General features: G+C 61.5%; 26 protein-coding genes and 1 pseudogene. 17 read left to right on the top strand and 10 right to left on the bottom strand.

The window, feature by feature from the left end; genetic code table 11:
• Positions 1-37: 37 nt before the first annotated feature.
• Both NJT13_RS17035 and nth read right to left on the bottom strand, forming a co-directional pair.
• On the bottom strand, positions 38-298 hold the full coding sequence (locus NJT13_RS17035) for a hypothetical protein (protein WP_254522871.1): 261 nt from the start codon (positions 296-298) through the stop codon (positions 38-40).
• Between the two features lie 123 nt (positions 299-421).
• Positions 422-1,105 carry an endonuclease III gene (nth, locus tag NJT13_RS17030; protein ID WP_254522870.1) on the bottom strand — a complete coding sequence of 228 codons (684 nt, stop codon included), beginning with the start codon at positions 1,103-1,105 and terminating at the stop codon, positions 422-424.
• A gap of 161 nt (positions 1,106-1,266) precedes the next feature.
• On the opposite strand from nth, the gene NJT13_RS17025 reads away from it, so the two are divergent.
• Entirely contained in the window at positions 1,267-1,968 is a 702-nt protein-coding gene (locus NJT13_RS17025) for a hypothetical protein (protein ID WP_254522868.1), read from the top strand.
• A gap of 192 nt (positions 1,969-2,160) precedes the next feature.
• Positions 2,161-3,144: a phosphomevalonate decarboxylase MvaD gene (gene mvaD / locus NJT13_RS17020; RefSeq protein WP_254522867.1), complete on the top strand. Its 984-nt coding sequence runs from the start codon at positions 2,161-2,163 to the stop codon at positions 3,142-3,144.
• 56 nt (positions 3,145-3,200) lie between these two features.
• Here mvaD and NJT13_RS17015 read toward each other — a convergent pair whose 3' ends face one another.
• Together NJT13_RS17015 and NJT13_RS17010 are read right to left on the bottom strand one after the other, a co-directional pair.
• Positions 3,201-4,784 carry an acetolactate synthase large subunit gene (locus tag NJT13_RS17015; RefSeq protein WP_254522865.1) on the bottom strand — a complete coding sequence of 528 codons (1,584 nt, stop codon included), beginning with the start codon at positions 4,782-4,784 and terminating at the stop codon, positions 3,201-3,203.
• A 120-nt stretch (positions 4,785-4,904) separates the two neighbouring features.
• Positions 4,905-5,294: a PPOX class F420-dependent oxidoreductase gene (locus NJT13_RS17010; RefSeq protein WP_254522864.1), complete on the bottom strand. Its 390-nt coding sequence runs from the start codon at positions 5,292-5,294 to the stop codon at positions 4,905-4,907.
• Between the two features lie 177 nt (positions 5,295-5,471).
• Here NJT13_RS17010 and NJT13_RS17005 point away from each other — a divergent pair, with 177 nt between their 5' ends.
• Together NJT13_RS17005 and NJT13_RS17000 are read left to right on the top strand one after the other, a co-directional pair.
• Complete coding sequence (locus NJT13_RS17005) at positions 5,472-5,729, top strand: twin-arginine translocation signal domain-containing protein (protein WP_254522863.1); 258 nt, start codon at positions 5,472-5,474, stop codon at positions 5,727-5,729.
• Positions 5,730-5,823: 94 nt separating this feature from the next.
• A complete protein-coding gene (locus tag NJT13_RS17000; RefSeq protein WP_254522862.1) occupies positions 5,824-6,552 on the top strand; it encodes a profilin-fold protein in 729 nt (242 codons plus the stop codon).
• Positions 6,553-6,862: 310 nt separating this feature from the next.
• On the opposite strand, the gene NJT13_RS16995 is transcribed toward NJT13_RS17000, so the two are convergent.
• A complete protein-coding gene (locus NJT13_RS16995; protein ID WP_179262730.1) occupies positions 6,863-7,138 on the bottom strand; it encodes a PadR family transcriptional regulator in 276 nt (91 codons plus the stop codon).
• A 196-nt stretch (positions 7,139-7,334) separates the two neighbouring features.
• On the opposite strand from NJT13_RS16995, the gene NJT13_RS16990 reads away from it, so the two are divergent.
• Entirely contained in the window at positions 7,335-7,907 is a 573-nt protein-coding gene (locus NJT13_RS16990; protein WP_254522861.1) for an NUDIX hydrolase, read from the top strand.
• Between the two features lie 53 nt (positions 7,908-7,960).
• Here the strand turns inward: NJT13_RS16990 and NJT13_RS16985 are convergent, their stop codons facing one another.
• Together NJT13_RS16985 and NJT13_RS16980 are read right to left on the bottom strand one after the other, a co-directional pair.
• Positions 7,961-9,136: a hypothetical protein gene (locus tag NJT13_RS16985; protein WP_254522860.1), complete on the bottom strand. Its 1,176-nt coding sequence runs from the start codon at positions 9,134-9,136 to the stop codon at positions 7,961-7,963.
• Positions 9,137-9,436: 300 nt separating this feature from the next.
• On the bottom strand, positions 9,437-9,628 hold the full coding sequence (locus tag NJT13_RS16980; RefSeq protein ID WP_254522859.1) for an HVO_0649 family zinc finger protein: 192 nt from the start codon (positions 9,626-9,628) through the stop codon (positions 9,437-9,439).
• Between the two features lie 112 nt (positions 9,629-9,740).
• Here NJT13_RS16980 and NJT13_RS16975 point away from each other — a divergent pair, with 112 nt between their 5' ends.
• The 7 genes and pseudogenes from NJT13_RS16975 (at position 9,741) to NJT13_RS23545 (ending at position 19,533) form a co-directional block, all read left to right on the top strand.
• Positions 9,741-11,627 (top strand): bacterio-opsin activator domain-containing protein, encoded by a 1,887-nt coding sequence (locus tag NJT13_RS16975; protein ID WP_254522858.1) that lies wholly within the window; start codon positions 9,741-9,743, stop codon positions 11,625-11,627.
• A 112-nt stretch (positions 11,628-11,739) separates the two neighbouring features.
• Positions 11,740-11,925, top strand: coding sequence for a DUF1328 family protein (locus NJT13_RS16970; RefSeq protein ID WP_254522857.1), 186 nt, complete (start codon positions 11,740-11,742; stop codon positions 11,923-11,925).
• A 307-nt stretch (positions 11,926-12,232) separates the two neighbouring features.
• A complete protein-coding gene (locus NJT13_RS16965) occupies positions 12,233-14,158 on the top strand; it encodes an aldehyde ferredoxin oxidoreductase family protein (RefSeq protein ID WP_254522856.1) in 1,926 nt (641 codons plus the stop codon).
• Between the two features lie 216 nt (positions 14,159-14,374).
• Positions 14,375-15,352: a flap endonuclease-1 gene (gene fen / locus NJT13_RS16960; RefSeq protein WP_254522855.1), complete on the top strand. Its 978-nt coding sequence runs from the start codon at positions 14,375-14,377 to the stop codon at positions 15,350-15,352.
• Positions 15,353-15,496: 144 nt separating this feature from the next.
• Positions 15,497-17,863 carry an amino acid permease gene (locus tag NJT13_RS16955; RefSeq protein ID WP_254522854.1) on the top strand — a complete coding sequence of 789 codons (2,367 nt, stop codon included), beginning with the start codon at positions 15,497-15,499 and terminating at the stop codon, positions 17,861-17,863.
• A gap of 381 nt (positions 17,864-18,244) precedes the next feature.
• The gene (locus NJT13_RS16950) at positions 18,245-18,640 is read left to right on the top strand and encodes a rhodanese-like domain-containing protein (RefSeq protein WP_254522852.1); all 396 of its coding nucleotides are present in this window, start codon (positions 18,245-18,247) and stop codon (positions 18,638-18,640) included.
• 497 nt (positions 18,641-19,137) lie between these two features.
• Positions 19,138-19,533, top strand: a pseudogene (locus NJT13_RS23545) (DUF7342 family protein).
• Between the two features lie 96 nt (positions 19,534-19,629).
• On the opposite strand, the gene NJT13_RS16940 reads toward NJT13_RS23545, so the two are convergent.
• Positions 19,630-19,983, bottom strand: a complete 354-nt coding sequence (locus tag NJT13_RS16940; RefSeq protein WP_254522850.1) for a hypothetical protein — start codon at positions 19,981-19,983, stop codon at positions 19,630-19,632.
• A 73-nt stretch (positions 19,984-20,056) separates the two neighbouring features.
• Positions 20,057-20,815: a TrmB family transcriptional regulator gene (locus NJT13_RS16935; RefSeq protein WP_254522849.1), complete on the bottom strand. Its 759-nt coding sequence runs from the start codon at positions 20,813-20,815 to the stop codon at positions 20,057-20,059.
• Between the two features lie 188 nt (positions 20,816-21,003).
• On the opposite strand from NJT13_RS16935, the gene NJT13_RS16930 reads away from it, so the two are divergent.
• The 4 genes from NJT13_RS16930 (at position 21,004) to NJT13_RS16915 (ending at position 24,991) form a co-directional block, all read left to right on the top strand.
• Positions 21,004-21,327, top strand: a complete 324-nt coding sequence (locus NJT13_RS16930) for a multiubiquitin domain-containing protein (protein ID WP_254522847.1) — start codon at positions 21,004-21,006, stop codon at positions 21,325-21,327.
• Between the two features lie 12 nt (positions 21,328-21,339).
• Complete coding sequence (locus NJT13_RS16925) at positions 21,340-21,918, top strand: hypothetical protein (protein ID WP_254522846.1); 579 nt, start codon at positions 21,340-21,342, stop codon at positions 21,916-21,918.
• On the top strand, positions 21,918-23,675 hold the full coding sequence (locus tag NJT13_RS16920) for a ThiF family adenylyltransferase (RefSeq protein WP_340681173.1): 1,758 nt from the start codon (positions 21,918-21,920) through the stop codon (positions 23,673-23,675). The genes NJT13_RS16925 and NJT13_RS16920 overlap by 1 nt, the downstream gene beginning before the upstream one ends.
• A gap of 380 nt (positions 23,676-24,055) precedes the next feature.
• Positions 24,056-24,991 (top strand): hypothetical protein, encoded by a 936-nt coding sequence (locus tag NJT13_RS16915; RefSeq protein WP_254522845.1) that lies wholly within the window; start codon positions 24,056-24,058, stop codon positions 24,989-24,991.
• Here NJT13_RS16915 and NJT13_RS16910 read toward each other — a convergent pair.
• Entirely contained in the window at positions 24,980-25,390 is a 411-nt protein-coding gene (locus NJT13_RS16910; protein WP_254522844.1) for a hypothetical protein, read from the bottom strand. The genes NJT13_RS16915 and NJT13_RS16910 overlap by 12 nt on opposite strands.
• Between NJT13_RS16910 and NJT13_RS16905 the strand changes: the two genes are divergently transcribed.
• Complete coding sequence (locus NJT13_RS16905; protein WP_340681196.1) at positions 25,299-26,780, top strand: DUF5906 domain-containing protein; 1,482 nt, start codon at positions 25,299-25,301, stop codon at positions 26,778-26,780. The genes NJT13_RS16910 and NJT13_RS16905 overlap by 92 nt on opposite strands.
• Positions 26,781-26,862: the final 82 nt, after the last annotated feature.

The raw sequence follows: 26,862 nt of genomic DNA, 5'->3' as shown, positions 1-26,862 counted from the left end.
GAATCGAGCCGAGACCGGACCGCAAGAACCGGTCGGCTCAGCTGTTGTACGGTTCTTCGTCCCGATGGTCGTCCGGATTCGTGTTCTCGAGGGCGTCGTCCTCACGGTCGACAGACTTGTGTTCGATGTCCTGACGACGCTGCTCTTCGTCCCGTCGCTCGCGGGCTTCCTGCTCCGCTTCGGTGAGGCCCTCCTCGTCGTCGGCTTCCTCGGGATCGGTCTTCTCTTTCGCGAGTTCGACGTCACGGCCGTGTTCGTCCTTTCCGGTGGAGTCGCGCTGATCTGTGTCGTCGGACATGGGATTTCGTCGGGGGCTACCCGCGATTCGCGAAAAGGCGTTGGGCTTGCCATGGTCGGCGCCTCGAGGTGGCCCGCGCAGGCGCCGTCCGGACCCCCTGTGTACCGGGGACGGTCTCGCCAGTTACCAGGGCTCGCCGGACGCGAGGTCGATCTCGCTGTCGCCGCGCTCCGATGGACAGATGTCCGCGAGAATGCACTCGGAACAGTCCGGATTTCGCGCCGTACAGACCGCACGACCGTGATCGATACAGAGGTGGGTAAACTGTTGCCAGTCGGATTCGGGGACGATCTCCATCAGTTCCGGTTCGATGCGTTCGGGCCGTTCCTCCTCGGTCAGTCCCAATCGCCGCGAGAGGCGCTGAACGTGCGTATCGACGACCACGCCCTCGACGATGTCGTGTCCGTGCTGCAACACGACGTTCGCGGTCTTTCGGCCGACGCCCGAGAGGTCGGTCAATTCGTCCATCGTATCCGGGACTTCGCCGTCGTGTTCCTCGACGATCGTTTCGCAGGCGCTTCGGATGTACTTCGCCTTGTTGTTGTAGTACGTGATCGAATTCAGGGCCTCCGCGAGTTCGTCCTGGGGCGCGTTCGCGTAGTCCTCCGGACTCCGGTACGTCTCGAACAGGTGTTTCGTCTCCTCGTTGACCCGCTCGTCCGTACACTGTGCCGAAAGGATAACCGCGATCAGTAACTCGAGTCGGTTCGAGTACCGAAGCGAGATCGTCGAATCCGGGTACGCGTCCTCGAGTCGGCTGACGATCTCCTCGGCCTGGTCGACGGGGGTCTCGAGGGGAGTTCCCATGGAGACCCGTTGCGAGACCGGCCATTTGAGCCGTTCGATTCGAGTCGGCGATCCGCGTCCGCCGAAGGCGGACCGTCCACTGAATTTCGTCGAATAGATACTATTATTATGTATCGCACACGTGTTACGAAAAGACGAGTCGACGGGATGGAGATCCGACAATGACGGGGGACAACCACAACACGCAGTTGGACAGCCGTAGTAAAGAACAGGCGACAGGTATTCTCGACGTACTGCTAGCCGAACTCGAAGCCGACGACGGGGAGCGCACAGCGGCCCTTCGATGGACGCTCGACGTCGAGGAGAACGGCTCAGAGCAGAAACTCGAGACGCTTCAGAACGAGGTGATGTCGCTTCGAGCGGAGGTCAATCAGCTTTCGGCAGCCGAGACCGAGCGGGAGTCGAAAATCGAGAACCAGATCAAGCCGCGATTGCTCTCGCTCGATCGGCGTCTGGGCGAACTCGACGAGGAACTGACGAGCGTCAGGGCCGAAATGCGCGGTCTCAAATCGGAGTTCACCGACGTTCGCGACTCGCTCGAGGACGTAGAAGCCGACGCCGACTCGGCAGACGTCGATGCCGTCGCGGCGGAACTCGACGAACTCGAGCAAACGGTCGGCAACGCCTTCAAGAAGATCACGTCGAATCTCGAGAACGATCTCGAATCGATGCAGGCGAACTACGAGGCCGACCTCGACGCGATGCGGCGGCGACTGCGGGCGCTCGAGGTGGAGACTCGGAACAACGCGGCTGACCAGAGTAGATCGCAGTCGAACAGATCGCAGTCGAACAGATCGCAGTCGAACAGATCGCAGTCGAACAGATCGCAGTCGAACGCAAACGACGAGGTTCGTCGGTACTGATCGCCACCGCATCCCCGTTCGCAGCGGGGAGTGGATCGACGTGTGATCGGTTCGGTCGAAAACACCCCGCAGTGCGGTCCGGAACCCCGGTCCCTCGAGGTTCTACGCCGTCTGGAAGCGCCGACGACACAGCGTTCGATCTGTCGACGGGATGCCGTGAACTTTAAGCGGTCATCATCCACCTATCAGGGTATGAAAGCTACGGCCATGGCCCACCCCATCCAGGGGCTGGTCAAGTATCACGGGATGCGCGACGAGATCGAGCGGTACCCGTATCACGACAGCATCAGCGTCTGCACTGCACCCAGTCACACCCGGACGACGGTCGAGTTCTCGATGGATCACGACGACGACACGTACGTCGTCGACGGCGAGGAACTCGAAGGGCGCGCGTTCGAACGGGTCGATGCCGTCGTCGAGAAGGCACGTTCGCTGTCCGATGCGGCCCACACGGTGTATCCGGTCCGCCTCGAGAGCGAGAACAGTTTCCCCTCGAACGTCGGGCTCGGCTCTTCCTCGTCGGGATTCGCGGCGGCGGCGATGGCCCTGGCCGAAGCGGCGGAACTGGACGCATCGAAACAAGAAATTTCGACAATCGCCCGCGTCGGGTCGGCCTCGGCCGCCCGTGCGGTCACCGGCGCGTTCTCCCAGCTTCACACCGGCTTGAACGACGAGGACTGTCGCTCCCGTCGAATTCCGTCCACTCTCCACGAGGATCTCAGGATCATCGTCGGTCTCGTCCCGTACCACAAGGAAACCGAGGACGCACACCGCGAGGCCGCCGATAGCCACATGTTCCAGGCGCGCAACGCGCACATCCACGACCAGATCGTTGAGATGCGTGACGCGTTACGCACCGACGATTTCGAACGCGTGTTCGAACTCGCAGAACACGACTCGTTATCGCTGGCCGCGACGACGATGACCGGACCGTCGGGATGGGTTTACTGGCAACCGGCTACCCTCGCGATCTTCAACCGCGTCCGTGAACTCCGCGAGGAAGAGGACATCCCGGTCTACTTCTCGACCGATACCGGCGCTAGCGTCTACGTCAACACTACCGAGGAATACGCCGAGGAAGTCGAGGAAGAGATCTCGGACTGCGGCGTCTCCACGACGACCTGGAGCGTCGGCGGCCCCGCTCGCCTGCTCGAGGAGGACGACCACCTCTTCTGAGCGATCGACGCCGCTGAGCCCGGATTCGGCGAACTCTCCGTCTCCCCATCCAGGGCTTATCCCTCGAGTCTGACCTCGATCAGCGCCAGTTCCTCGGACGGCACCGCCGCTTCGAACGCCGCTTCGAGGTCGCCCCACGTTTCCGGCCGGGAGGCCTCGATCCCGAAGCTCTCGGCGAACGTCACCAGGTCGGGATTCGTCAACTCGGTGCCGGTGTGTTCGCCGCGGTGGGCGTCTTGTTTTTCCGAGATGAGTCCGTAATCGTCGTCGGTGAACACGACGGTGGTAAAGCCACAGTCCAGTCGGCTCGCGGTCTCGAGTTCGGCCGCGTTCATCAGGAAGCCGCCGTCGCCGGTTCCGGCGACCACGTTCGCGTCGACCGCCAGGTCGGCCGCGAGGGCTCCCGGAACGGCGATCCCCATGCTCGCCAGGCCGTTCGAAATCACGCACGTGTTCGGCTCGAACGTCGGAAACGACTGGGCGATCGCCATCTTGTGACTCCCCACGTCGGAGACGAGGACGTCCGAGTCGGCCATGGCCTCGCGCAAGAGCGGAAGGGCGTTCCTGACGCCGATCGGATCGGCTTCGGATGGCGGCTCCGTCACCGACTCGAGCAGCCGATCGTGCAGGTCGTCACACCACAGCGAGCACGCTCCGCCGGGGAGGTGATCGTCGATGGCGGCGATCGCCGCGCCGACGTCCGCGACGATTTCCACGTCGGGGTTGTAGTGTCGATAGACCTCGGCGGGTTCGTAATCGACGTGGATGATCGTCTTCTCGAGATCCGCGTTCCAGCCCTCCGGATCGTGTTCCGCGATATCGTAGCCGACGGCGACGACGCAGTCGGCTCGTTCGATGGCGCGCGCGGCCTCGCCGTCCGGTCCCGAATCGAGGGTCATCAGCGACGCCGGCTCGCGATCCGAGATCGAGCCCTTTCCCATGTACGTCTCGACGACGGGAACGCCAACGCGGTCGACGAAAGCCCGGATGGTCTCCGACGTGCGGGTTCGGACCGCGCCGTTGCCCGCGAGGATGATCGGCCGCTCCGCCGACTCGAGCAATCGCGCTGCGCGTTCGGCCGACTCGTCGTCGGGATCCGGCCGTCGGACCGGGCTGTGGGTTTCGATGGGGCCGCCACCGACCGACTCGGCCGCGACGTCCTCGGGGAACTCGAGGTGGGTCGCGCCCGGTTTCTCGTACTCGGCGAGTTTGAACGCCTTGCGAACCGACTCCGGGACGATCTCGGGGTCCGTAATCTGGGTGTTCCACGCGACGATCGGCTCGAAGATGTCGACCACGTCGAGGGCCTGATGGCTCTCCTTGTGTAACCGCTCGCGGCCGCCCTGTCCGGTGATCGCCACCACTGGGCTCTTGTCGAGTTGGGCGTCGGCGACGCCGGTCATGAGGTTCGTCGCACCGGGACCGAGCGTCGAGCAACAGACGCCCGCGTCGCCGGTCAACCGGCCGTGGACGTCGGCCATGAACGCCGCGCCCTGTTCGTGGCGGGTCGGTACGAACCGGATCGAAGAATCCCGAAGTGAGAAGAGGAAATCCTCGATTTCCTCGCCCGGAACACCGAACACGCGGTCGACGCCCTCCGCCTCGAGACACTCGACGAGCAGGTCGGATGCCGTTTGCATGCTCGGGTCGTCCACGCCGCTCGACATTAATGGACGGCGCGCACACGGAGCGGGCGGCACGCGGAACGGTCGGCGGTCGCCATCGACCCGCTCCGGGCCGCGATCGGGCCGACTCCGGAATCACAGCACCCGATCGGGCCGGATCCGAAGGATGACGCGCTCCGATTCGATCGGATTCGGGTACTCGTCGACATCCATATACCGCTGGGCCAGTTCGTCGATGTGCTCTCGAGCGCCCTCGGTCGTGATCTCGTCGATTTCGCCGATCACGGAGAGGTGCCGATAGGGATCGTCCGGATCGGTCATGCTGACGCCGACGCCGGAGTCGTGTTCGGCGTTGCGCGCTTTCTGGCGGTGCCGCTCGGTGTTGACCAGTAGATGGCCGTCGTCCGCATCGTAATCTATCCAGACCGGCGTGACGTGGGGGAGCCCGTCGTTCGTCAGCGTCGCGACGTGGGCGAACGTCTTTTTCTCGAACAGATCGTGGAACTCGTCTGGTATCGAAGCCATGGGCTTCGTTCACCGCCCCCACTTTTGTGTATGGTGCCTACACTGATAGCGACCGAATTTGCGTCGTCTGTGACGGAATCTGGCCGATGTGGGCAAAGGTGCCACATATCATGGTTTGTCAATGCCCCCGCAAGTGACGGCTAACGGCTTATGGAGAACGACATGGTTCTCGGCAGTATGTCCGATCAGCAGCGATCGACGCGCAGACGAGTATTGAAACTCACAGGTGCCGCGGCGTCGACTGCCCTCGTTGCCGGTTGTGGCGGCCCAGGCAATGGCGACGATACCGACGGGAACGGTGACGGAAACGGCAATGGGATGGACGAGGAACCGACCGAAGACAACGAGACCGGAATGAACGAGACGAACGAAACGGGCAACGAGACGAACGAGACCGGAATGAACGAGACGAACGAAACGAACGAGAGCGAGTAGTCGTCCGGACCGTTGTCGACCGAGATTCCGTGCCCGAAACGAAAAGCCGGCAGCCGGCGAAACCGTTACCGATCCTCGGCTCTTTCTTCGGATGATGACCGACGGACTCGAGACGGACGTCGAGGGGGCGGGCGAGATCGCCGAGCGTCGCGACGCACTTGCCGACCGCGTGCGAGCCCACGCTGGCGAAATCGCGCGGGAACTCGCCGTCCTGCAGGGTGGCGACTACGGACAGGAGACGTTCGACACGGCCAGCGGTCGCTGGACGCTCAAGTACGACGCCGGTGACGTCCAGTACCTCCGATTCGACCCGAAGTCGGGGCCGGAGACGTACGTCGTCTCGAGTAAGCACCCGCCGGAACCCGACGCCCTCGAGACCGCGATGGCCGACTACGGGGCGTTCGTCGTGGCGTACAACGAGTACGTCCGCTCGTTCGACGGCCTGTTCGAGGCCGTTCCGGACGACTTTCCCGAGATCGAATCGACGGCGAAACTCGTCGCCGAGCGTGACCGGATCGTCGACCGCATTCGCACCGTCGGCGACGCGATGGCGGGACAGCTCCATCGGTACGACGGCGAGTACGGCACCTACGCGACGACGGTCTCGGGAACCCGATGGGAACTGAAATGGGACGGCGACGTGGCTTCCTACCTGCGCGTCGGAGGCTCCGACGGAACCTACCTCCTGTCACAGTACGGGCCACCCACAGCCCCCGACCTTCGTCGGTTCGCCGACGACGTTCCCGCATTCGTCGCCGCGTTCAACGATTACGTCGACGACCTCGAAGCGGATCTCGAGGCAATTACGTTCGAGGTCGGCTAAGGATACTCGAGTCGCCGCCGGAGACCCGACGCAGAGCGTCGTATGGTCGCCTTCCGCCGTTCTGGATTTCGCACTTCGTTTTGGGCTCGGTATGATTCCCTGCTCCGCTTTCGGCCCGGCTACGATTCCCTGCTCTGCTTTCGACAGCGTTCGAAGCGATACGGAGCGGACCCAATCACTCTATACGTCAACCGCCTCGGGGTCACGCCCCGTGGCATCCGCCTCGACAACCTGTGAACCCTGATTGGCGATACGGGCGCGAAGCGAGTCGCTCCCCGGTAACTGGCGCGAAAGAGGACAGCCCGCGGAGCTAGACGTCGACGTACTGGTCGACCCACTCCTGACGGCGCTGCAGCGCGCGTCGGCCCTTCGGCGTTAGCGCGTAGTAGTTCGTCCGGCGGTCGAGCTCTCCTTTTTCGACGAGTTCCGTCTCGACGAGCGTGTCGAGATTCGGGTACAGCCGGCCGTGTGTAACCGGCTGGTCGATGTAGCTATTGATGTCGTCGAGAATCTCCTGTCCGGACGGACGGTCTTTCCCTGCGATCACGTACAACAGATCACGTTGGAAGCCAGTTAGCTGATCCATGGATCACCCTCTGAATGACGACGTTCACCGCTCTGTGGTTTTGTTATAGGGCTGGTACGATATCGTAATAACGCAGAACACATCCTGTAGGACCGGCCTGGGTCCGTTTCTAACAGCTGACGGACAGATTGTCGCCCGGGACTGGCCCCGCGGGCGTGACGGGGCGTTTTTGACGACCACCGCCGTACCAGCCGCCATGCCAACCGATCCACTCGCCTGGGAGACCCGCGAGCGCCGGGTAGCCTACAGTTGTCCTGGATTCGAGATCGTTAACGAGTCCGTTCGCCTCCCCGACGGCACGGAAACCGAGTTCGACTACCTCTCGGAACCGGCGAGCGTCTGCGTCCTTCCGTTTACGCCCGCCGGCGACGTCGTCTGCATCGAGGAGTGGCGACAGGCCGTCTCCCGGATCAACCGCGGCCTCCCCGTCGGCGGCGTCGAACCCGACGACGACGACCTCGAGGCCGCGGCTCGCAGGGAACTCGCCGAAGAGACCGGCTACGAGGCCGAGGGGCTCGAGACCCTGGTCACCGTCGAGCCGGCTAACGGAATCGCAGACACGCTCGTGCACTTCTTCGTCGCACAGGGCTGTCGGCCGACCGCCGAACAGCAACTCGACCACAACGAAAGCATCCGACCGATCGAACTGTCGCTCGAAGCGTTGACCGACGCGGTGGCCGACGGCGAGATCCGAGACGGACGGACGGTCCTCGCCCTCTCGTACTATCAGCTGTTCGACGCGGCGTACAGTCGATCGAAAACGGAGTGACCGCCCGACGGCCCGCGATGCCGCGGCGGTGATCAGCGGTTTCGTTCGAATCGTCAGCCCGTTTCGTTCGCGGCGTCGTCGGTCTCGTTTGCGGCGTCCGCAGTCTCATTGTCGTCACCCGCGGTCTCGTTTGCGTCACCCGCGGTCTCGTTCGCGGCGTCGTCGGTCTCGTTTGCGGCGTCCGCAGTCTCATTGTCGTCACCCGCGGTCTCGTTCGCGGCGCCGTCGGCTCGTTGTTGCAACGCTTGCTCGAGTCCCCGGGTTTCGCCGAGTGTGAGCGTGTCGACGGAGCTATTTTCGACCGTCATCGAACTCGCGGAGACCGCGGAGACGGTCTCGCCCGTCGCCGTCTCGGTGTCGTCCGCGGCGGTCTGATTCTGCGTCACGTTGCCGCCGGTGTCGTTCGCTGCCGTCGCGTTTCCGGCCTGACGACTCTCGAGGGTACCGACGGTCATCGATTCGAACGTGATCTCGTCGACGTCGAACGTTTCGATGGTCAGCGACTCGATCTCCTGTTCGGTTTCGGGTCCGTTGGTCGCGGTGGCGTTCGTCCGGTTTCCGGCGTCGCCGCCGTCGCCGTCACCGCCGCCGAACAGGCCGCCGATGAAATCGGCGATGCCCGAGAGGATGCCGCCACCGTCGCCGCTTTCCTCGACGGTCAACTCCTCGATCGTCAGCCGATCGGTGGTCATGTTCTCGATCGTCAGGTTCCCTACCGTGACGTTGCTCGCGTTCTCGTCGACCACCTGCTGGAGACCCGTTCCGGTCTCGTTAGCGACGTCGGTTTCGTTGCCCTCGTCCGTCTCGTCGTCGGCCATACTCTCGTTTGCACCGTCGCCGAGTTCCTCGAGCGAGACGTTCTCGAGCGACAGCGAATCGAAGGCGACGTTCGAGATGGTCACCGGTTGGGCCGTCCGGTTGCCAGCCGACTCGTTCGCCGCGGTCTGATTTCCGTCGGTTTCGTTCAATTGCTGCTGGACTTCTTCGTCGGCCTGTACGTCCAACTGCTGGACGGTGAGCTGCTCGATCGTGGCGTTCTCGATGGTGAGATTCTCGAGTTCGAGCGTGCCGACCTGTACGTTCGTGAGTGTTGCACTCGGTTGCGATGCGCTCATGTCTCCGGTGTCGCCGTCAGCGGGCGTTGCCCCACCGGCGAGAGCGGGACCCCCCGAAAGCACGACTAACAGCGCGACGAATGCGACACCGGTCGATCGCGGTCGTGAAACCATACGATCCGACGTACGGCAGTTCCAGGGCTAAAACGGGACGACTGTTACGATATTATCGGCCGGAAAACGGCCGTTGAGTCAGAGCGGCGATCCGACTCCAAGAGCGTCGATCGATCGGCGCCGAAAGCGGGGTCGGCTCCACCGTGAGGCCGGCCAGTTCTCGTCCTTCCAGCGACTGCGTCTCCACCGTCCCGCATCGAAACCTCCGGTTGTCGCCTCGAAAGGACGGCTGGACGCGATCGAATCGACGAACGAGCCCCACGAGCGCTGGTACCGGAACGAACGCCATCGTCGTTCCAGTTACTCGAGACGGAGCTCCCTGGTCTCGATCGCGTCGCAGGACGGACAGACGAACTGGTACTGGACTCGTCCCCCCGAGGTGGTAACACGCCACCCGCCTTCGGTATCGACGTAACCACACGCCGGACAGCGGAGTTCTGAGTCGTCGAACTTTTCGCGGAGACGCTCGAATGGTGACCGGTGAACCGACATGTGATACACTATGTCGTGGTAACGTATAACACCCTAGCCTTCGGACCGACACACCTCCCCGACGTCTGCTCACAACACAACGGTTCTTAGTCGTCAGACCGTAGGGGAGACTATGGATGACGTCGACGCGAAACGCGGTAGCGACGTCGGCGACGCTCCCGGTGCGGCGCGTGCTCTCGATCGCGTCGTCGATCCGGTGGTAGCGGTCGCCGATGGGACGATTACGTTCGCCAACGAGGCCGCCAGGGACGCCTTCGAACTCGGCGAGGCCGGCCGCGACGCGGCGACCGCGCTGGGCGCCCGATGGACCCGACTCGCGACGGCCATCGACGAGACGACGGTCGGAACCGCCCGCCAGGTCGACCTCGAGGGGGAACAGGGCAGCGCACGGATCCACCGCGGTGCCGACGGGGCGACGATCACGTTCGACCCAGAACCGACCGGCACCGACGAGGCCGCCGGTTCGCAACCCGGCGCGAGCGATCGCCTGGTAAAAGACCGCGCGCTCGAAGAGGCGCCGGTCGGGATCACGATCTCCGATCCCGATCGCGAAGACAATCCGCTGGTCTACGTCAACGAGGCGTACGAAACGATCACCGGGTACGAATTCGACGAGGTCGTCGGCAGAAACTGTCGGTTTCTACAGGGTGAAGACTCCAACGAGGACGCGATCGCCGAGATGGCGGCCGCGATCGACGACGAGCGGCCCGTCACCGTCGAACTGAAAAACTACCGGAAGAACGGCACCGAATTCTGGAACGAGGTAACGATCGCCCCCGTTCGCGACCAGGACGGCAGCGTGACCAACTACGTCGGGTTCCAGAACGACATCACCGCCCGCAAAGAGGCCGAACTCGCGCTCGAACGACGAACCGCGGAACTGGAGTACATCCTCGATCGCGTCGAGGGCTTGATCCAGGACGTGACTGCCGTCATCGCTGGTTCGACCGACCGCTCCGAACTCGAGGACGAGGTCTGTACCCGAATCGCCGAAGCGGACGGCTACGAGAGGGCCTGGATCGGCGAGCGAAATCCCGCAACCGGGACGATCGAGATCCGCTCGAGCGCGGGAGCCGAACCCGAGAGTGGCAGCATCGCGACCGACACCGACCATCCCGCCGCCGAGACGCTCGCGACGACCGATCCCGCCGTCGATACCGCCGACGGAACGGCTCGCGCCGCGTTTCCGCTGTCCTACAACGCTATCGAATACGGCGTGTTGACCGTTCTGACGGACCGGGATCGAACCGTCGACGATCGGGAACGGGTGATCCTCTCGGCGCTCGCCCGTGCAGTCGCGAGCGGAATCAACGCGCGAGAGACCAGTCGCGTCCTCGCGACCGACGCCGTCGTCGCCGTCGAACTCGAACTCACGGATCGGTCACTCGCGCCGGTCGCCCTCTCAGCAGCGGCCGACTGTCGGCTGGACTATCGCCGTTCGGTGCACCACACCGACGACGAAACGACGGCGCTGTTCACCGCAACCGGTGTGAGCGCCGACGGCCTCGTCGCGGCCGCAACGGAACTCTCGGACGTCGATTGCCGCGTCGTCGTCGAGCGCGACGGGGAGTGTCTCATCAAACTGAGCGGGGCCGAAGACCTCGTCGGCTGGCTCTCCGAGCGCGGGGCGCGTACGCAGGCCATCGAGAGCGAAGACGGCCGGGCCCGCGTCACCCTCGAGATTCCACGATCGGCAAACGTCCGTTCGGTCGTCGAAGCCGTCGAGGACCGCTACTCGGGGACCGACGTCGTCTCGTTCCAGCAGCGCGAGCGCGACCGCGAGACGCGCCAGGAGTTCGCGGCCCGACTCGAGGACGCGCTGACGGACCGTCAGTTCGCCGCGTTACAGCGAGCCTACCTCGGCGGGTACTTCGAGTGGCCGCGGCCGACGACCGGCGAGGAACTCGCCCAATCGATGGGCGTGTCGCGCCCGACCTTCCACGAGCATCTGCGCACGGCCGAGGCGAAACTGTGCCGGGCCTTTTTCGGTGATATGTAGCGTTCTCGAATCGAGGAAATTCACGAATCGTGGCCTGTAGTCCGTACTTAGGCCCGCAAACGGTCGCGGACGGTCGCTGCCGTTTATGTAGCCTGTCGTGGGAATCGATCGCATGCTCGCGTTCGCAATGCCGCTTCAGACGGGTGGTGGATTCCTGTACTGGGCGATCATATTCTTCCTCCTCGCCATCGTCGCCGCCGCGGTCGGTGCCCGGGGGGTCGCCGGAATCTCGATGGAGATCGCGCGGATCTTCGTCCTGATCTTCATCATCCTCGCGGTGGTCGCCTTACTGTTGTGAGTGCCGTCCGTACTGGCACGGGCACGGCCAGTATCGGGTTCCGACTCGGACGCCAGTTCCAGGTTCAGCCGGCGAACCGTCCGCTCTCTCGGTCGCACCGCCGGAAATCGTCCACCCACGGCCCGTCAATCCAGGGTTCGATTGGACACTCCCCTCGAGAGGGGTCGGACGAACTCGGTCGTTCCGTCCGGTCTTCGCTCCGGTGATCGTTCGGGGGAGCGCCACGCCGGGACGTAACCGCATCCGGTTACCTTTGATTGTCAACTCCTAACGTGCTGGCGGCCGTAAGTAACAGTGAGCAGTTACCATGACTGAACTCGGTGGATTCCAGGACAGGGTCGCTCGCATCGACCTCTCTGAGGAGACGGTCGCGTACGAGTCGATCGACGAGGAGGACGCGAAGAAATACATCGGTGCGCGCGGCCTGGGTGTAAAGTACGTCTTCGACCAGGGGCCGGACGTCGATCCGCTCGAGCCCGAGAACCTACTCGCGTTCATGAACGGGCCGTTGTCGGGGACCCAGGTGACGATGAGCGGGCGGATCGCCGTCTGTACGAAGTCGCCACTGACCGGCACCGTTACCGACAGTCACCACGGCGGTTGGTCGGGCGCCCGCCTCAAGTGGGCCGGCTTCGACGGGTTGCTCTTCGAGGGCGAGGCCGAGGACCCAGTTTACGCCGTCGTCGAGGACGGCGAAGTCGAACTGCGGGACGCATCGCACCTCTGGGGGAACGGGTTCCACGAGACGCGCGACACCATCGAAGAGGAAGTCGAGGGGGCCTACGGAAAGAATCTCAGCATCATGGGAATCGGCCCCGGCGGCGAGAACGGCGTCAAGTACGCCTGCATTATGAACGAGGACGACCGCGCCTCGGGCCGAGGCGGCACGGGCTGTGTGATGGGGTCGAAGAACCTCAAGGCAGTCGTCGTCAAGTCGACCACGAAGATGCCCAAACCGGCCGACCCGGAGACGTTCAGGGAAGGCCACCAGCAGGCGATGCAGGCCATCCAGGAATCCGAAGTCACCGCGCCGAACGAGGGCGGACTCTCGATGTACGGGACGAACGTTCTGATGAACATCGGCGAGGAGATGGACGGCCTCCCGACCAAGAACGGTCGATACACGTCGACCGAGAGCATGCGCGAGGCGGAAGGCGTCGACATCGACGCCGAACGCGTCTCCGGAGAAAACGTCCGCGAAAACATTCTCGTCGACGAACCGACGTGTCACTCCTGTCCGGTCGCCTGCAAGAAGGAAGTCGAGGTCACGGCGATGCACAAGGGCGAGGAGATGAACGTCCGCACCGAGTCCTACGAGTACGAATCGGCGTACGCGCTGGGTCCGAACTCCGGCCACACCGACCGCGACGCCGTCGCCCTCATGTTGGACCGCTGTAACGACATGGGCGTCGACACCATCGACACCGGGAACATGATGGCGATGGCCATGGAGATGACCGAAGAGGGCAAACTCGAGGGCGTCGGGGAACTGGACTGGGGCGACACCGAGACGATGATCGACATGATCGAGCGGATCGCCCACCGCGAGGACGAGTTCGCCGATTTGCTGGCCGAGGGACCGCGTCGGGTCGCCGACCGAAGAGATGCACACGAGAACTCGCTGGCGGTCAAGGGCCAGACCATCGCGGCGTACGACCCCCGCTGCATGAAGGGCATGGGAATCGGCTACGCCACCTCGAATCGCGGTGCCTGCCACCTGCGCGGGTACACGCCCGCCGCCGAAATTCTGGGCATTCCCGAGAAGGTCGACCCCTACGAATACGAAGGCAAAGGCGAACTCACCGCCCAGTTCCAGGATCTCCACGCCATCAGCGACTCCTTCGACATCTGCAAGTTCAACGCCTTCGCCGAGGGCATCGAAGAGTACGTCACGCAGTACAACGGGATGACCGGACTCGACGTCACCGAAGAGGAACTCCTCGAGGCCGGGGAACGAGTCTACAACCTGGAACGCTACTACAACAACCTAAACGGCTTCGACGGAGCGGACGACTCCCTGCCCGAGCGCTTCCTCGAGGACGGCATCCGCGGCCAGGGCGCGAGCGAAGGCGAATACTGTGAACTCGAGGAGATGAAAGCGGAATACTACGAGCACCGCGGGTGGGTCGACGGCGTCGTCCCCGACGAGAAACTCGACGAACTCGGGATCGACATCGGCCCCGGAACGGGCGTCAGCGGTAGCGGCGGTGCGGCCGTCTCGGGCGACGACTGATCGACGTCGCCGCTCGACCGCGCCGGAGGTCGTGATTCGTCCCCGAGTTCTGTCCAGTCGCGATCGTCGTGCGGTGTTCGCTAACGGGTAGAGCCGCGGGCTCACAACACGCGGCCACTCGCAGCACCGATAGGGGTCCGGTGGCGCGTCCCGTCGCACTCGAGAGATGGCCGAAAAGCCAACGATTCAAATCCCAGTCGTCCCAAGACGTCGTCAATGGGAAACGCTGCACTTCGGGACATCGCCGTTATCGAGGAGATCCCGTTCGACGACATCGAAGGCGTCGTCGCCGTCGATGCACACAACTGGCTCTATCGGTACCTGACGACGACGGTCAAGTGGACCAACAGCGACGTTTACACGACCGCTGACGGTATCGAGGTCGCGAACCTCGTCGGGATCGTCCAGGGGCTGCCCAAGTTCTTCGAAAACGACGTCACGCCGGTGATGGTCTTCGACGGTGGTCCCTCCGACCTCAAGACCGACGAGATCGAGTCCCGACGCGAACAACGCCGCAGCTACGAAGCACAACTCGAGACCGCACGCGAGGAAGGCGACGAGGTCGCGATCGCCCAACTCGAATCTCGAACCCAGCGGCTGACGCCGACCATACAGGAGACCAGCCGGGAACTCCTCGCGCTGCTCGACGTGCCGATCGTCGAAGCGCCGGCGGAGGGAGAAGCCCAGGCCGCCTACATGGCCAAACGAGGAGACGCGGACTACGTCGGCTCCGAGGACTACGATGCCCTGCTGTTCGGTGCTCCCCTCACCCTCCGCCAACTGACGAGCAAAGGCAATCCCGAACTGATGGATCTCGAGGCCACCCTCGATCACCACGACCTCTCTCTGGAGCAGTTGATCGACGCGGCGATCCTCATCGGGACGGACTTCAACGACGGCGTGTCGGGAATCGGACCGAAAACGGCGATTTCGGCGATCACCGAGCACGGCGACCTCTGGAGCGTCCTCGAGGACCGCGGCGAACACATCGAGCACGGCGATCGGATTCGACAGCTGTTCCGTGATCCCGACGTGATCGACGAGTACGAATTCGACACGTCCCTCGATCCGGATCTCGAGGCAGCCAGAGCCTACGTCACCGAAGAGTGGGACGTCCACGCCGACGAAGTCGAACGCGGCTTCGAGCGGATCGAAGAGAGCGTCACGCAGACCGGATTGGACCGGTGGACGTGATCGGACGGACGGTCTCCGCCGCCAGTCGAACGGATGGCAACGCGGATATGACAGACGACCATCTATATCGCCGTTTATCCGAATCTGTGTACAGTTTTCCGCGTGTCGAATGGCTTTTATCCGCCGAGTGAGTCGTCGGGTCCAATGAGCGGAGATCCCTCGACGATCGAGACCGAACTCGACCGGGATATTGGGATCGTTGGCGCAATTTCACTCGGCGTCGGGACGATGATCGCGGCGGGTATTTTCGTTCTCTCGGGCCTCGCGGTCAGCAATATCGGGGCGATGGCCATCGTCGCGTTCATCATCGCGGCGATCGTGGCCTCCTTTACCGCCTTCGCGTACGCCGAGTTCGCCTCGATCTATCCCGAATCAGGTGGTGGCTACGCCTACGTCTCGAACACGTTCGACTCGGACCTGACGTACATCGTCGGCTGGTCGATGATCCTCGGATACCCCGCGTCGGCCGCGTTCTACCTCGCCTCGTTTTCCGACTGGTTCGATCGGTTCATCGTCCCGTTGTTTTCCGCCGGCTTGAACGAGGCGCTCCCGTTCTGGCTCTCGGGAGTTATCATCCTCGGCCTCCTGGTCGGGCTGAACTTGAAAGGAACCGAGGAGTCCGGCCAGTTCCAGATCGTCGTCACCGTATTGAAGGTCCTGCTCATTCTCGTCTTTCTACTCGGTGGCCTCCAGGCGTTCGACTCCGAGACGATCGCAACGTCGTTCGCGGAAAACGCCGACAAATACCGCCAGATCGGCCTGACCAGCGCGCTGGTGTTTATCACCTTCTTCGGCTTCGAGGCCATCGCGACCAACGCCGAGGAAATCGAGAAACCCGGACGGAACGTCCCGCGAGCCATCTTCTTTGCGATGGGGTTCGTCACCTTCGTGTACGCGCTCGTCGTCCTCGTCGTAACGCTCGCGATCAACACTCCCGAGTATCTCGAGTTCCTCATCGGAACCGTCGAGACGGTAGCCGATACCGCCGGCGCAGAGTCGTATATCACAGAAAACGGAGAAATCGCGATGGGGTACGCAGCGTCGTTTTACCTCGGAAACATCGGCTTCTACGTAATCATCGTCGGTGCACTGTTCTCGATGCTATCGGCGGCAAATGCGACCGTTCTCGCCGGGTCGCGCGTGAAGTTGGCGATGAGCCGTCGTGAGCACTTACCCGAACGCTTCGAGGACCTCCATCCGGCGTTCAACACGCCGTACTGGTCAGTGCTGCTCACCGGGGGATTGATCGCGTTCTTCATCTTCTTCTTTACCGTCCTGCCGCAACTGATCTTCGGGACGACGACGATCCACGCCGGGTTCCTCGAGTTCCACATGGGTATCGAGGCGATCGCTCACTTCGCTGACTTCATGCTGTTGACCGGCCTCATCGTCGTGAACTTCGCGATCGTCAGATCCAGACAGAAGTATCCCGATATCGATCGCGGCTTCGAGGTGCCGGCCGTCCCCTACGTCCCGATCGTCGCCGTGCTCGCGAACCTGGTTCTCATGGTCAACGTCGAGCCGGGGGCGTTTCTGCTCGGACTCCTCGCAGAAGTCGTCGGCGTCGTGCTCTGGGTTACGGTTATCGGGACCACGACCAAGGAAACCATCGAACAGGAGGCGCCGACCGTCGTCGAGGAAAGCTATCCCGAGGACCGCGAATACCAGATACTCGTCCCCATCGCAGACCCCGAGCACACTGAACAGCTCATGCGAACCGCCAGGAACGTTGCGGCGGACAAGAACGGGGAAATACTCGTTCTGTCGGTCGTCGCCCTCCCCGAACAGACGCCGCTTACGGAGGGCCACGAGATGGTCGACGAGCGGCGTGCGATCATCAACGAGGCGATGAACGTCGACGTCGGAGGCGGAGACGATGATATCCCGGTTAACGGAATCGTCAAAATCGGCCATCACGTCGACGATGCGATCCTCCACACCGTGACCCAGCACGGCTCGGACGCCGTCTTGATGGGGTGGCGCGGCCGACCCGCTCGGCGCCGTGACGTGGTCGTCGGATCGACAGTCGATACCGTGGTTCGCGAAGCCGACTGTAACGTGCTCGTCGAACGGATCGGTGCCGACGGATCCGTCGACTCGATCCTCCTCCCGATCGCCGGGGGGCCCCACGCGAAATACGCCGCCGAGGTCGCACGCGCCATCGCACACTCGACCGACGCGACCATCACCGTCCTCCAGGTCGTCGAACCCGACGACGAACAGAATCGCGAGTTGGCCGCGGCGTCCTTAGACGAGATCGGAACGATACTCGAGGACGTCCCCTTCGAAACGCAACTCGTCGAGGGCGCGGACGTCGCCGACACGATCGTGGATACCTCGAGCGACCACGACGTGACGATCGTCGGCGCGACTCGCGAAGGACTCTTCCAACAGCTCGTATTCGGCGCGATTCCGGAGACGGTCGGGCGAGAAGCGGACGGGACGGTCATCATGGCGAAACGGAACCTCGGTATTACGTCCCGCCTCCGCCGGCTGTTCTCGCGGTCCTGATCGGACTCGCCGCCAGTAATGACACTCCCGCCACTGTGACAGTCACGCCACCGCGGCACTCCCGCCACTCCGACAGTCACGCCACCGCGGCACTCGCGTCGACGAACGTCTGTCCGTGACGTCTCAGTCCCGATCGGGCGTCGTACCGAACCCGTTCCTCGTCCATCATCCGACCCCGGAGGCCTGGATGACGCTCCCGCGACACGCGCTGTGACGAACGGTTGGTCCGGGCCCGGTCCTGGAACCGGGCCCGCCGTTCGGGACCATCGCGATTGGCTGGCCCCTGCTCCGAGTCGGGCGGAGCCGATTCGACCGTCTCCGAACCGTCCGATCACCCGCCGAAACGTCACGGTTTTGTGTGCCTATTACAATATAGTACCAATGGAAGCTATTCGACCGAACGAGCTCGAAGCGCGCCTCGAGTCGGACTCGAGAGACGACCTCTTCGTCCTCGATATCCGCCCGGAGGAAACCTTTCGGGCGGATTCGATCGAGACGAGTTACAACATCCCCGTCTACGACGACCTGCGACGAGGCGACGACTCCGCATTGCGCGATCGACTCGAAGAGGTCCCGTCGGAGACCGACGTGATCGTGGTGTGTAAGATGGGCGTGGTCGCCAAACGGGCGACCAGCGTGCTCGACGAGGAAGGATACGACGCAGCGACGCTTTCGGGTGGGATGAGCGGCTGGACCGGCTATCGGACGGGGTCGATCGGATACAAGTTCCGGTCGTTCGTCTGGACCCTCCGGGATGCGGTGGCGGCAGTCACGTGACGTGCGAGGGTCAGTCGAACGAGCGGTAGTGTGTCGTTCGAAAACAGCGACCCGGGTAAGCCGGGACGGGTAGTGAGGCGGCCGGCCGTTCGTCGCTCTGTTGATCGGTCTCCTCGTCGTCGACCGTCTATCGATGACGTCGGCGATCATCTCGAGAGCAACGAACCGTTGGAGGCCCTGGAAGTGATACCCAAGACGCGTTGTAATTCTACGCCAGACGGATCGTGATCGAACGCCGCCGTCGTCGAACGGAGTACGGTGCCGGTTCCGCCGTTCGTGAGCAGGTCCGCATTCCGATTCCCGGTCGAAGCGTCGAAGGTTCCCCCGCAGGCACATAAATCCTCGTCGATCGCTGGATGAAACAAACAGTCATCCCTCTCAAACTGAAATATACGGACAATCAGTTGAAGAGTCGCTATCTAGCGACGGTGATTCTGTATGCAACCTAGACGACATCTAACCCCGGGTTTATTCTCTTCTTGTGTTTACTCTGACCTATGGGCCGGTCAGAGTGGGAGAACGTAGCGTCTGATTGCGAGCGCGTTCGTAGCGTCGTGCGCACCCTCTCGCAACCGCGGCCGGCCGGCTGGATAGCTGATACAGTCCTCGTACCCATAGAAACAGCACAGAAGCACCTTTCATAATTAGCCGATGCCGGCGTGGTGGAGACTGTCGACGACGGTGGTGAGAGAACGTACGCGCCCAACCCGGGCTACGAGCGCGAACAAGAGATACGGCGCCTTGTCGAAGAACACGACCGTGACGATCTCGCCCAACTCCGTCGGGAATTGACCGAATGCGCTGGCCAGTCCGAAGAACAGGAGGGTCGGTTGATCGAATATCGGCTTGGTCTCGTCAATGATACAATTGATTGGCTCGACAGCCGCGATTAGGGAAGGATGGACTAGCGAGAGTATAGCATGAACTGCCAACAGTCTGATTATGGGATTCTGGTGAGGGCAGTTAGAGTTGAGAAGCCAAGCGAGCGATTATCGAAGAACGCTATTTTCAGCGTATTCAGGATATTCTGAGTACACGCGGTCCAAGACTACCGAAAGATCCTCTGAGTTGATCTCCTGTTTTAGTCGCTCCGAGAGCGCCATAATGTCCTGCGCCCGCTCTTGGTCAGAAAGGCGTTCAATCAGTTCTCGCCCCGCGTCAGTCAGCTTGTACTCGTAGTACACCTTATCCTCATCAAATTCCTCTCTCGTTTCCTTTATGAGATTCCGGTCAATGAGGTCGTCTAAGTCGTCGTAGAGTCCCTTTGAGAAGGGGCCGTAATCGTAGGCCTCGAAATCGTAGAACTCGGTATTCCCAAACTCCTGTTGGAGTAAGAAAACCATCTTCTGGAACCGAGTACGACCCTGGATTTCTTCCTGATCCTGTGAATACATCAACGCCAGTGGAATCAGTTCTCTACGCAATTGGGGCCACCTCGGTTGCCTCCTCTAGTGTATCTTCGAAGTCTTGTATATAAATTGTTGCCATGCTTTCGTCAGTGAACGCGATTCCAGTCCCATCACGCGCGACGCGAGCGACTACCTGCTGTTCGTCAATTACGTAGAAGTTCCGTACGATTTCCTCGTGTTGATACGCCTCTACCCCATCATCTGCGAGTCGTTCCGTGGTTTTAGCGTCAACACTACCGATGACCTTCACATCGACATCCCCGTCAGACAGGTCTGCTAAGGTTTCCCTGTCGTCCCGCGACATCCACCGTAGGTTTCGATCGACCACTCGAACACTACTTTCCGCCTGCTCGATCTGACTACGGGCTTGGTTGATCAAGCCGCGGCTGCTATTGAGTGCCCACGTCCCGTCGCTCCCGTCACCAGCAACTCGTTCCGTTTCCCAGGCTTGTTCGAGGTGGCTTTTCGCTGTCTCGGACTTCTGACGGTATTGGTTCACCTCATCGTTAATCACGTCTCTTGGGTGGATCGCGTCGTACGTCTTCGGGCGCATCCCCGTTTGGCGAATTCGGCCCTGATCCTCAAGCTTGTTTAAAACGCCGTAAACTCGCGAGTTCGGGATGTCGGCCTCAAGTTCGACGTCGCTAGCCTGCATCTCTCCACCAACAACCAGCGCACAGTAAGCAGCAGCCTGGTACTGGGTCCAGCCAAGTTCCCCCCTAAGAATCGATTTGAGCTGGGCGATATTCGAGTCCGACCCGACCATGTAAGCACATACTCATCTTGGTGAGTATTTAAAACTACTTCTCATTAGTTGTGACTACCTACTCTCGATCGAGAGTAGTTTAGAGAACCCTTATTGTCAACTCGTCCCTCTTTCCAGACGCGAAATGATTCAGACGGCGCAGATTCACACTGGAAGGCCCGCTCGAGCCGACATCGAGCAGTGATCACATGAGTTCAGAGGACCACCACACGGAAGACGAATCGACAGAAAACAACTCTCGCGGCTCAGAGAACGCTGATGGGTCGGTCGATGGTACTTTCGAGGTGCGGGTCGGCGACACCACACTCTCATACCCAGACTCCGAACAGACCGCCCGCACGCTCATGGAAGACGCGGGCTACACCGACGACGAAATCAGCAAGTCAGTTCTCGTAGCCCCCGATGATGAGGAAGACTACCGCCCTAGCGATACGGTCGACCTCAGCGAGCCCGGTCGCGAACGATTCTTCGTCCAGACCCGCACCGACGGGAACTCGGACACCATCGCTTAGAGCGACAAGTCGATGGCTGACAAACCGACAACTCGCGAAGACAGTGGTGACGCCGGCGCCAGGACGTCTGGGGGTAACCACATAGCAACAACAGACGATCCTGAACCGCCAGCAGCAATCGACGAGTCGGAATTGAAACCGGACTTCCAAACGGGACTTACTGCCCTTCGTGACCGGGACCGGTGCCAGGAGGCTAGACCAGTCAAACGGCGAGGAAACGACGTCCTCGTCTGGTTGGGTGTGTTTGACCTCACTGACTGCACACCCGACTACGATCAATCACGCGCCGAAGGGTACTTCCTCTTGAGCGAGGACTTCCCTCAAGACGACCCGCATTGGTTTATTACGACACCAGCACTGACGGTGAACGGCCGCGATGTCGGAGATCACTGCGACCGGAACACGTTCCGTGACCCCGACCAGAATCACGGCGATAAGGTCAGTCTCGTGCTGGAGGTTAGCGACGCTGACACCGCGCTCGCCTGGAGCTGGCGGTGGAGCCACATGGATTTGGAACCAGACGATCCAGCCGATATGAGCAGGGCCGTATTGGCTGCCGAGAGTGCGCTTAACGCGGGAGGAGGTAACTGATGAGGGACGCCAGTCGCGACCCTGGCCTGCCCGAACGATATTCAGTCACGGACGCCGAGGAGTTCCAGTTCGCACTAACCGAAGAGCACTACGATGAGCTCTACGGCTACCTGTTCCCCGATGGCGAGGGACTCCTTAATCGCGGATCGGAACCCGCCAGAGATAGCACTGAGGATCGACCTACTGGCGCCGAGTATCTGACCGGGATGCGCGAGCGGGGCGTAATCGGTATCATCACTAGGAGTACGGGTGAGACCCGGACAACGTATCTGCTTAAAGACATTGTCGCCCCGACCAGTGACGACGACGTCTATATCGACACCAGACAGGGGCATCCACGCCTGCTGTTCAGTCCAGGATACCGGACGCGAGCAACTGCCCGCGCAGCAGAGGTTTCCGGCGGGGGACTCGTCTATTTCCACTCGCACCCAGGGGGTAGCGCGTATCCCTCCGACCCAGACCTACGTGCGGATCGAACGCGTCTCTACAACGCGGCAAAGAATCTTGGGCCGGATGTCCCACTGGCAGCCGGCATCATCGCAGAACGGCCGCGCCGAGAGAGTGGCCATCGCGAATGGTCCTTCCGGGCCTATGAATTCGACACGCCAGCGACCGTTGACGATCCCGATCTCAAGCCGACTGGCGAAGAATCGGCCCGACAGCGACATGCGACTGCGATTCGCGTTGTTGGCCCTGGTTTTCAGAAGCTGGCGACCACTCACACGTCTCGAGCAGCAGGTCCAGCTGGGATTAGCGGTCGGGTGAACCCGACGGAACAGGATAGTGCCGTGCAACTGTGGGGAAAACGAGGTCAGTTCGCTCTCAGTGGTGTCCGTGTTGGCGTCGTCGGGTGTGGTGGTGTAGGATCGTACCTCGCTGCTGAGCTCGCGATGCTGGGTGTTGGCGGCGCCGTGTTTGTCGACTTCGATCGGGTCAAACCAGTAAACCGGAACCGAGCGCTCGGCGCGACAAAAGAAGATGCCCGCCACCAGCGGCCGAAAGCAGAGGTCGCCCGTCGAGTCGCTGAACAGCACGCGACTGCCCCTGGGTTTGAAGCTCGCGCTGTAGTCGGCAGCATCGTTGAGAACCAGTCTCCCGAGCACGCTGCTGTTGGGGATCTACTGGACTGTGATGTGATCCTGAACGCAGCAGACCCGCATTGGGTACGGATGGTTGTTGACGAGCTCGCACGGGCCCATCTTATTCCGGTTATCAACGGAGGAACAGACTTGCGGGCTGACAAGTCGGCCGACACGATGCACCCTATGTCGCGCTCAGAGATCACCGCAACGGGTCCCGTCCACCCATGCTTCGAATGTCAGAACGTGTGGATGTGGGGCGATCGTGAAGAGGGTGTCATTCGGGACAAGAAACCCCCCGCTGACCGTGGTGGTGGCCCTGATCTGTACGCCGAACCAAACGATGATGACGGGGCAGATGCCCCGCGTGACCCAAGTGTAGCCCCGACGAACGGGTTGGTCGCTTCAATAATGGCTGAGCGCCTTCAAGCACTCATAGTTGGGACTACCACTGAGACGATTGTCGGTGGGCAGCGCTATCGGCTGTACTATGGGACCATGCAGTGGCGTAGCTCAGACGGTGAGCGCCGTACTGAGTGCCGTGGCGAGTGTACTCGTCCCGAGGCGACGGCCCGTGGAGATACACACGACCTCGGAACTGGCCACGACTACGACCTACGTAGAGAACTTGACGCGTTCACGAGCATCCATGACGAACTACCGGGGAAAGATAGCTGAAAGGGATACTCAAATACGCCATCAAAAGGGCTGTTTCAATGAAAAAGAAAAAACGATAACCTCTACTGGTACGGGCTTGCGCTAATGGTTTGGAGTGCAACGGTTTTCCTTGAGTTGAGTCCTCGACAACCGTTTATGATTCTCGGGGGCGCATGTCTTATTATCGGTCTTTTTGGTGGCACTAGCGGAGTAAGAAAACGAATCTTCGGTACTTTCCATGGGGGCGCTCGAAGGCACCTGAAGCCCGTCGGCAGGTCGGACTAGCACTTCTGAGTCTCCTCTCCACGAGTCTAAAAGCCAGCTACGAACACGTTGAGAAGGCTCGAGAAGCGAAAGAAAAGCGCAATACAGCAATCGATCTCTGCGAAGAATTCCTGGAGGTGGCTAACGAAGTCGGGATTCACACCCCCGAAACTGCAGCAACAGAAAAACAGGCCGTGGCAGATGCGGTGATTGAGGAGAGAGAAAGTGTTGAGAAGACAACGGTATACCAGAAGGCAGCGGAAGAACTCCTGCCAGAGGAAGACCACCATCGGACTGAGGCGCGACTCATTACGATTCTGAGTTACGAGATCGACGAAGCAGAGAGCACTCCCACTGAGTCGAAGTACAAGGCTGAAATCGACACCCTTCTCTCAGGAGTGTCTTTCCGCCCTCTTGACAAGCGTGCCCAGATAATTCTTTCAGTCTATCAATCGTTCAGACAGGAGTCTTGGAAGGAACATGACCCAGGCGAGGTGTTTGATCAGATTAGAGATCCTAACGACGCTCTCGTTCGGGAGTTTATGAGAAAATACACTGATCGGACGATCTACCAGTATCTGACTAGCAATGAGGCACAGGCCCGCGAGTTCCGAGATACTCTCGCAGACCTAATCCGGCTTGGCCGAGTCGACATCGGGAGCCTGACCCAAGATGTGATCCAAGAGAAAGTGGATAAGGTAAAGCAGGAACTGAGAGAGGCAAATGACCGATACAGTAGCTATCTTGTACTCTCGATGAAATTGATGACGGCCGAGGACAAGCATGGTGTTGTAGATGAATTCGAGAGCAACTTCCCCCTGACAATTCGTTGGAAGGGGAGGTCGGTCGCCGGAGAGGGGTATCCGAGTCCGAAGTTTCTGAGCATGAGGGCAACCTATGCCAACCAAACGTACGAGTCTGCTGCTGATTTTCTGGAAGAGGAAATCAAACCGTTACTGCCGCCACAAGACGAGTGGGAGGACGGTTCGTTTGTTGCAGTAATGCCCTTTGAAGCCCCCTCATACGAGGCATTCCCCAAGAAGGAGACTGTGATTGAGGAATCAAGCGACTGATACGAGGGCAAGATTGAGAAGAACTTCGAAGCAATGGAAATACTGACTGTCGGTAGGGAAGCAGTAGTAGCAGACTTGGTCGCAGCAGACATTCGTCATGAGGTCGACGTAGAAGAACTGCTTTGGGTTATCCCGATTAACGTCGTAGCTCCTGAACTCAGCCGCGATGAGAAACACTTCATTCAGGATCGGTACAAGCCTCTGAAAGACAAATTCCACGAAGTTGAGACTCTCTTCGACTGGGGAGGAGTAGCTGAAAAAGAACTGGCTGACGCTCTCAAAGAACTGGATGAAGATGGGGACGTGACTGACAGCTGGGAAGACGTCGCACCGAGAGCTCCAGCGCCTAGCGACCAACCCGTACGCGACGTACAGCCTCGTCGACTCGATGGCGAACATCGGGAGCGACCTGTCAGGCAAGCGCATCAACGAGATGTCGACGTTCAAGAAGTTGACCGGGGACGACCAGGTTGCTGCGGAGCCCAAGGGGGTTGACGCGTTCAATTTCCGCAACCGCGTGACCCTCATCTTCAGCTCGAACGACCCACCGACGCTCGGCGACAAGGGGCCTGCCGTCGCGGAACGGCTGTACCACGTGCCCTTCACCAACAAGCACAGCGACGAGGACCCTGAGCTGCCCGACAAGGACCGCAACCTCAAGGCCAAGCTCACGACCGACGAAGAGCAAGAGCGTCTGCTCGCGCTCGCGATCGAGGGTGCGCAGCGCCTCCTCGAAAACGGTGAGACGAGCATCCCCGAGAGCAAAGAAGAGCGGATGGAGGCTTACGAGAGCCTCAGCGACCCGGTGCAGCGTGTCGGCGGTCTCATCGAGCACACGGGCGCGAGCGACGACATCATCGTCAAAGAACATGCGCACATGGCGTACCTGTCGGTCGCAGACGAGATGGCATCGGTGAAGCAGCTGTCAAAGTCGGACTTCTCAAGGGAGATGACGCGCGGGCCGCTCGCAGCCGCCGAGACCGGTCAGTCTCGCCGCCACCACGACGAGGACAGCCCGAAGCCTGCGTGGAAGGGTGTGCAGTGGGTCGACGGCGCCGAGCGCCACCTGCCCGACAACGTCGCCGCGCGGTACGGTCTCGCCGGCGACGAGGAAGCCGACGCCAACAGCAGTAGCGACGAAGAGACCGTTGTCGGCGGTCTCACCCCGCCGGACGCGATCGAACCGGGAACGGTCGTCGACGTGGTCGCGCCGGTCACGTACTCGGCAGCCGGCGAGGACGCCCGCCCCTGGCTCGCCGAAGAGGGGGAAATCGACGACGGTGGTGCGGGTGTAGAATACCACGCACGTGCCCACTCCCCGGTGCTCGAAGCTGGCGAGACCTACATCCTGCGAGACTGCAAGGTGGTGCGAGACGAAAACGGGTTTGAGACCCTGCTCATCACGACCGGCACGGAAATCGAACACGTCAGCCAGGACACCGTCAGTACCCCGCTTGACACGGACAGCGACGACGATGACGACGGAGACGACGACCCCGACGCTGGTGGTGACGGCGAGGACGTCGACAGCGACACCACCACGAGTGACGGCGAGGACGTGCCGGACAGCCGCACGATCGACCGTGTCGAGAAAGAAATGCGTCGGCGCGCGGAAGACGGCAAGCGGCCAAATCAGCCGCGCTGCGGTCAGCGGTCGGCTGTGCGGCCCGGTCGACCCGGACGCCGTCGAGCGCGCGATCGACGAACTCGTCGCGCGCGCGAAGTGGTCGAGGACGCTGGTGGTGACGCGCTACACGTGCCCGGCGAAGGCATCGAAGCCTGGGGGTGAGAGCGAATGAGTACGCAGCAGCCTGCCGGTGGTGGCGCTGGTGGTGTCGGGCCGTCGTCGACGGCCATCCACGGCAGTCAGA

The organism is Natrinema caseinilyticum (assembly GCF_024227435.1).
Taxonomy (GTDB): domain Archaea; phylum Halobacteriota; class Halobacteria; order Halobacteriales; family Natrialbaceae; genus Natrinema; species Natrinema caseinilyticum.
Note: the sequence above shows the minus strand (reverse complement) of the source record. Positions and strands in the feature narration are given on the sequence as shown.

What these genes read in the sequence shown, in the direction of transcription:
- NJT13_RS16995 (WP_179262730.1), bottom strand. Translation starts at nt 7,138, where the DNA reads ATGGATCAGCTAACTGGCTTCCAACGTGATCTGTTGTACGTGATCGCA.
- NJT13_RS17010 (WP_254522864.1), bottom strand. Translation starts at nt 5,294, where the DNA reads ATGGCTTCGATACCAGACGAGTTCCACGATCTGTTCGAGAAAAAGACG.
- NJT13_RS16925 (WP_254522846.1), top strand. Translation starts at nt 21,340, where the DNA reads ATGGCTGACAAACCGACAACTCGCGAAGACAGTGGTGACGCCGGCGCC.
- NJT13_RS16990 (WP_254522861.1), top strand. Translation starts at nt 7,335, where the DNA reads ATGCCAACCGATCCACTCGCCTGGGAGACCCGCGAGCGCCGGGTAGCC.
- NJT13_RS16975 (WP_254522858.1), top strand. Translation starts at nt 9,741, where the DNA reads ATGGATGACGTCGACGCGAAACGCGGTAGCGACGTCGGCGACGCTCCC.
- NJT13_RS16930 (WP_254522847.1), top strand. Translation starts at nt 21,004, where the DNA reads ATGAGTTCAGAGGACCACCACACGGAAGACGAATCGACAGAAAACAAC.
- NJT13_RS17025 (WP_254522868.1), top strand. Translation starts at nt 1,267, where the DNA reads ATGACGGGGGACAACCACAACACGCAGTTGGACAGCCGTAGTAAAGAA.
- NJT13_RS17000 (WP_254522862.1), top strand. Translation starts at nt 5,824, where the DNA reads ATGACCGACGGACTCGAGACGGACGTCGAGGGGGCGGGCGAGATCGCC.
- NJT13_RS16950 (WP_254522852.1), top strand. Translation starts at nt 18,245, where the DNA reads ATGGAAGCTATTCGACCGAACGAGCTCGAAGCGCGCCTCGAGTCGGAC.
- NJT13_RS16980 (WP_254522859.1), bottom strand. Translation starts at nt 9,628, where the DNA reads ATGTCGGTTCACCGGTCACCATTCGAGCGTCTCCGCGAAAAGTTCGAC.
- NJT13_RS17035 (WP_254522871.1), bottom strand. Translation starts at nt 298, where the DNA reads ATGTCCGACGACACAGATCAGCGCGACTCCACCGGAAAGGACGAACAC.
- fen (WP_254522855.1), top strand. Translation starts at nt 14,375, where the DNA reads ATGGGAAACGCTGCACTTCGGGACATCGCCGTTATCGAGGAGATCCCG.
- NJT13_RS16940 (WP_254522850.1), bottom strand. Translation starts at nt 19,983, where the DNA reads ATGGTTTTCTTACTCCAACAGGAGTTTGGGAATACCGAGTTCTACGAT.
- mvaD (WP_254522867.1), top strand. Translation starts at nt 2,161, where the DNA reads ATGAAAGCTACGGCCATGGCCCACCCCATCCAGGGGCTGGTCAAGTAT.
- NJT13_RS16985 (WP_254522860.1), bottom strand. Translation starts at nt 9,136, where the DNA reads ATGGTTTCACGACCGCGATCGACCGGTGTCGCATTCGTCGCGCTGTTA.
- NJT13_RS16970 (WP_254522857.1), top strand. Translation starts at nt 11,740, where the DNA reads ATGCTCGCGTTCGCAATGCCGCTTCAGACGGGTGGTGGATTCCTGTAC.
- NJT13_RS16910 (WP_254522844.1), bottom strand. Translation starts at nt 25,390, where the DNA reads ATGTTCGCCATCGAGTCGACGAGGCTGTACGTCGCGTACGGGTTGGTC.
- NJT13_RS16965 (WP_254522856.1), top strand. Translation starts at nt 12,233, where the DNA reads ATGACTGAACTCGGTGGATTCCAGGACAGGGTCGCTCGCATCGACCTC.
- NJT13_RS17005 (WP_254522863.1), top strand. Translation starts at nt 5,472, where the DNA reads ATGTCCGATCAGCAGCGATCGACGCGCAGACGAGTATTGAAACTCACA.
- NJT13_RS16920 (WP_340681173.1), top strand. Translation starts at nt 21,918, where the DNA reads ATGAGGGACGCCAGTCGCGACCCTGGCCTGCCCGAACGATATTCAGTC.
- NJT13_RS16935 (WP_254522849.1), bottom strand. Translation starts at nt 20,815, where the DNA reads ATGGTCGGGTCGGACTCGAATATCGCCCAGCTCAAATCGATTCTTAGG.
- NJT13_RS16955 (WP_254522854.1), top strand. Translation starts at nt 15,497, where the DNA reads ATGAGCGGAGATCCCTCGACGATCGAGACCGAACTCGACCGGGATATT.
- nth (WP_254522870.1), bottom strand. Translation starts at nt 1,105, where the DNA reads ATGGGAACTCCCCTCGAGACCCCCGTCGACCAGGCCGAGGAGATCGTC.
- NJT13_RS17015 (WP_254522865.1), bottom strand. Translation starts at nt 4,784, where the DNA reads ATGCAAACGGCATCCGACCTGCTCGTCGAGTGTCTCGAGGCGGAGGGC.